This is a genomic window from Synechococcus sp. L2F (assembly GCF_024345695.1).
Lineage (GTDB): Bacteria > Cyanobacteriota > Cyanobacteriia > PCC-6307 > Cyanobiaceae > MW101C3.
In genome coordinates, this window is record NZ_JAGQBP010000010.1 from 1 (window position 1) to 5,000 (window position 5,000).

2 tRNA genes and 2 rRNA genes (1 of these 4 running past the window's edge) are annotated in these 5,000 nt (G+C 53.7%); all 4 read left to right on the top strand.

Going from position 1 to position 5,000, the window contains the following annotated elements:
- Positions 1 to 770 precede the first annotated feature (770 nt).
- Positions 771 to 2,256, top strand: a 16S ribosomal RNA gene (locus KBZ19_RS14955).
- 263 nt (positions 2,257 to 2,519) lie between these two features.
- Positions 2,520 to 2,593, top strand: a tRNA-Ile gene (locus KBZ19_RS14960).
- A gap of 9 nt (positions 2,594 to 2,602) precedes the next feature.
- Positions 2,603 to 2,675, top strand: a tRNA-Ala gene (locus tag KBZ19_RS14965).
- Between the two features lie 488 nt (positions 2,676 to 3,163).
- Positions 3,164 to 5,000, top strand: a 23S ribosomal RNA gene (locus tag KBZ19_RS14970); it runs 1,039 nt beyond the window's last position.
- The 16S and 23S rRNA genes sit together here with 2 tRNA genes alongside, the layout of an rRNA operon.

Here is a 5,000-nt window from a genome sequence, read left to right on the forward strand (position 1 = left end):
GCAGTGGCTGCAACGCAGTCCCACCCCTCTAGTAGCAGGCGAAAGCCTTGCGAGCACAGACTTTCCGGTGCTTGCGGCGAGCAATAGCGAGCAGCTGGCACGATTCGCGCCATGGGCGGAGGCCTTGGTTGAAGCGGGGGGGTGAGTTTGTGTGCTAATTTTTTGGACTGCGCGGGAGCCGAGAGGCGAGCGCTGCAGGGCTTACGGAGAAGGAGGCGCGAGCCGACGATGCTGTAAGTTTTGAAAGCGGCTGAGGAAGCCGCGAGAGCCGAACCCTGAAGAAGGGGGAGGCGCACCTGGACAACTAAAAAGTTTAGGAACTGACGCTTTTGCTGCGTCATGACTGAAGGAGGAGAGCGCGGAAGCGCTGCCTTTGGAGGGAGTGACGAACGTGCAGCAAAGGTGTGAGGTCCCGTCAAAAAGAAACAAGCGACTGAGTGAGCTGAGATGTTTCTATTTGCGTTCTCACGATGCGAATAGGGATGCAAGTTTCGGTTTACGAGGAAGCGACCGGATCTGAGTGATTTGGAAAGTCATTGAACATTGAGCAATGAGGCGAAAGCAAGATTGCTTGGTTGTAGATGCGCTCTCGAACCCTTCCAAGGAAGGAGGTCACGACTGAAAGCATGAGCTTTGAAGAAGCGATACGCGAGTGTGGTTTTGAAGAGGTTGATGATTTTGGGCGTTGACGGCATTGTTTGCGATCGATGAGTTTAAGAATTTAGCGAAGGCTAAAGGCTTTGATGAATTGATTTAAAGGAACAGTGAATACAACGGAGAGTTTGATCCTGGCTCAGGATGAACGCTGGCGGCGTGCTTAACACATGCAAGTCGAACGAGCCTTCGGGCTAGTGGCGGACGGGTGAGTAACGCGTGGGAATCTGCCCTCAGGAGGGGGATAACGGCCGGAAACGGCCGCTAATACCCCATATGCCGAGAGGTGAAATGAATTTCGCCTGAGGATGAGCCCGCGTCTGATTAGCTAGTTGGTGTGGTAATGGCGCACCAAGGCTTCGATCAGTAGCTGGTCTGAGAGGATGATCAGCCACACTGGGACTGAGACACGGCCCAGACTCCTACGGGAGGCAGCAGTGGGGAATTTTCCGCAATGGGCGCAAGCCTGACGGAGCAACGCCGCGTGAGGGACGAAGGCCTCTGGGCTGTAAACCTCTTTTCTCAAGGAAGAAGACATGACGGTACTTGAGGAATAAGCCACGGCTAATTCCGTGCCAGCAGCCGCGGTAATACGGGAGTGGCAAGCGTTATCCGGAATTATTGGGCGTAAAGCGTCCGCAGGCGGCCCAGCAAGTCTGTTGTTAAAAAGTGGAGCTTAACTCCATCCAGGCAATGGAAACTGCTGGGCTAGAGTGTGGTAGGGGCAGAGGGAATTCCCGGTGTAGCGGTGAAATGCGTAGATATCGGGAAGAACACCAGTGGCGAAGGCGCTCTGCTGGGCCATAACTGACGCTCATGGACGAAAGCCAGGGGAGCGAAAGGGATTAGATACCCCTGTAGTCCTGGCCGTAAACGATGAACACTAGGTGTCGGGGGAATCGACCCCCTCGGTGTCGTAGCCAACGCGTTAAGTGTTCCGCCTGGGGAGTACGCACGCAAGTGTGAAACTCAAAGGAATTGACGGGGGCCCGCACAAGCGGTGGAGTATGTGGTTTAATTCGATGCAACGCGAAGAACCTTACCAGGGTTTGACATCCTGCGAATCCCTTGGAAACTTGGGAGTGCCTTCGGGAGCGCAGTGACAGGTGGTGCATGGCTGTCGTCAGCTCGTGTCGTGAGATGTTGGGTTAAGTCCCGCAACGAGCGCAACCCACGTCTTTAGTTGCCAGCATTCAGTTGGGCACTCTAGAGAGACCGCCGGTGATAAACCGGAGGAAGGTGTGGATGACGTCAAGTCATCATGCCCCTTACATCCTGGGCTACACACGTACTACAATGCTACGGACAAAGGGCAGCAAACTCGCGAGAGCTAGCAAATCCCATAAACCGTGGCTCAGTTCAGATCGTAGGCTGCAACTCGCCTACGTGAAGGAGGAATCGCTAGTAATCGCAGGTCAGCATACTGCGGTGAATACGTTCCCGGGCCTTGTACACACCGCCCGTCACACCATGGAAGTTGGCCATGCCCGAAGTCGTTACTCCAACCCGTAAGGGAGGAGGACGCCGAAGGTGGGGCTGATGACTGGGGTGAAGTCGTAACAAGGTAGCCGTACCGGAAGGTGCGGCTGGATCACCTCCTAACAGGGAGACAAAACTGATTGTGATGTCTGAGCGCTATGCGGATGAAAATCTAAGTAGCAACTTTGTCTTAGGCCACAATCCTGTCATCTCGAAGGTCGATCGGTACCTCAGCTGGCAAATCAGAAAGCAGAAATTGTATCCAGCGATGGATATGATTGAAGACTTGTCTGAGGCGTCTTTTCAGTTCCTAAACTTTGTCTAGGTCACACCCCACAGCGAGTGAATCCCGAAAGGGAGGAGCTTAATGGAAAGGTAAAACTCCTGGGCCATTAGCTCAGGTGGTTAGAGCGCACCCCTGATAAGGGTGAGGTCCCTGGTTCAAGTCCAGGATGGCCCATTCGTGTTTGGGGGTTTAGCTCAGTTGGTAGAGCGCCTGCTTTGCAAGCAGGATGTCAGCGGTTCGAGTCCGCTAACCTCCACTGACCAAACCCTTCACAGCGAAAGCAGGAGAAGGAACCCGAGCCATGCCAGGGTGTGACGAGACATGTCCGCTGATCAAGAATTCAGCTTCTTTTCATTTGAGATGGAATTGCCATCCAGTTGAAAGGACGCTGAGCTCTAGCAGCATGATTTGAGACTGAATAAGTCTCAATTCATGCTCTGATGTTCAGCCGAACCTTGACAACTGCATAAGTAAAGTCTGGAAATGAAAGCATCTCATGGATGCTCGATTTTTGCTGAAGGGTTTCGAGAGAAACTTTTGAAGCGTGAATCGAGAAGTTCTTGAGCAAGAGCCGAGACCCAGCATTGTTCCTCAATCATCGCCGAGATGGGAGGGGTTTGATTTTGGCATTCAAACCGTTCATGACAAAGGCAAAGGCAATGAGAATTGTCTTTATTTTGTCATGAAGAGGTGAATCCGAGAGAATCTGCGATTCAAGGCAGCAATGCAATGTTGGGATACATTGGTCAAGCTACAAAGGGCTCACGGTGGATACCTTGGCACACAGAGGCGATGAAGGACGTGGTTACCTGCGATAAGTCTCGGGGAGCTGGAAACACGCTTTGATCCGGGAATTTCCGAATGGGGCAACCCCTAGAACGGCCGCCTGAATACATAGGGCGGCTCGAGCCAACCCAGCGAACTGAAACATCTTAGTAGCTGGAGGAAAGGAAAGTAAAAACGACTCCCTAAGTAGCGGCGAGCGAACGGGGAAGAGCCTAAACCGATGGTTTCGACCATCGGGGTTGTGGGACAGCAACGTGGACCAGGGACGTTAGTGGAAGCGTTTGAATGGCGCGCCATAGAGGGTGAAAGCCCCGTACACGAAAGCGAAACTGGCCTAGCTGTATCCCGAGTAGCACGGAGCACGTGGAATTCCGTGTGAATCTGCGAGGACCACCTCGTAAGGCTAAGTACTCCTGTGTGACCGATAGCGCAACAGTACCGCGAGGGAAAGGTGAAAAGAACCCCGGGAGGGGAGTGAAATAGAACATGAAACCGTGAGCTTACAAGCAGTGGGAGCCCGACTGATCGGGTGACCGCGTGCCTGTTGAAGAATGAGCCGGCGACTTATAGGCACTGGCAGGTTAAACCGGGAATGGTGGAGCCATAGCGAAAGCGAGTCTGAATAGGGCGATCGTCAGTGTTTATAGACCCGAACCCGGGTGATCTAACCATGGCCAGGATGAAGCTTGGGTGATACCAAGTGGAGGTCCGAACCGACTGATGTTGAAAAATCAGCGGATGAGCTGTGGTTAGGGGTGAAATGCCAATCGAACCCGGAGCTAGCTGGTTCTCCCCGAAATACGTTGAGGCGTAGCGTCTAGTGCTATAGCAGGGGGGTAAAGCCACCGTTTCGGTGCGGGCTGCGAGAGCGGTACCAAATCGAGACGAACTCTGAATACCCTGTGTGAAACTAGGCAGTCAGACTGTGGGGGATAAGCTCCATGGTCGAAAGGGAAACAGCCCAGACCGCCAGCTAAGGTCCCCAAATCAATGCTGAGTGATAAAGGAGGTGGGATTGCCCAGACAACCAGGAGGTTTGCCCAGAAGCAGCCATCCTCAAAGGAGTGCGTAATAGCTCACTGGTCGAGCGATCCTGCGCCGAAAATGAACGGGGCTAAGCATTGTACCGAAGCTGCGGATTTAACTTGTTAAATGGTAGGGGAGCGTTCCATGTGGGGTGAAGCGTTAGCGTAAGCGGGCGTGGACTGCATGGAAGTGAGAATGTCGGCTTGAGTAGCGAAAACATGGGTGAGAATCCCATGCCCCGAAACCCTAAGGGTTCCTCCGGCAGGCTCGTCCGCGGAGGGTTAGTCAGGACCTAAGGCGAGGCCGAAAGGCGTAGTCGATGGACAACAGGTCAACATTCCTGTACCTGTCATGTTTTGGGAAGGGGGACGGAGAAGGCTAGCCCAGCCAGATGTTGGTTACTGGTTCAAGCGTTCGAGGCGTTGAGGGGTGGTGAAAACATCCCGAGCTGAGGCGTGAGTACGAGCTGCTACGGCAGCGAAGTGGGTGATGTCAAGCTTCCAAGAAAAGCCCTATACCCGTTAAGGCATGACGGCCTGTACCCGAAACCGACACAGGTGGGGTGGTAGAGAATACCGAGGGGCGCGAGGTAACTCTCTCTAAGGAACTCGGCAAAATGGCCCCGTAACTTCGGGAGAAGGGGTGCCACCGCAAGGTGGTCGCAGTGAAGAGGCCCAGGCGACTGTTTACCAAAAACACAGGTCTCCGCTAAGTCGCAAGACGATGTATGGGGGCTGACGCCTGCCCAGTGCCGGAAGGTTAAGGAAGC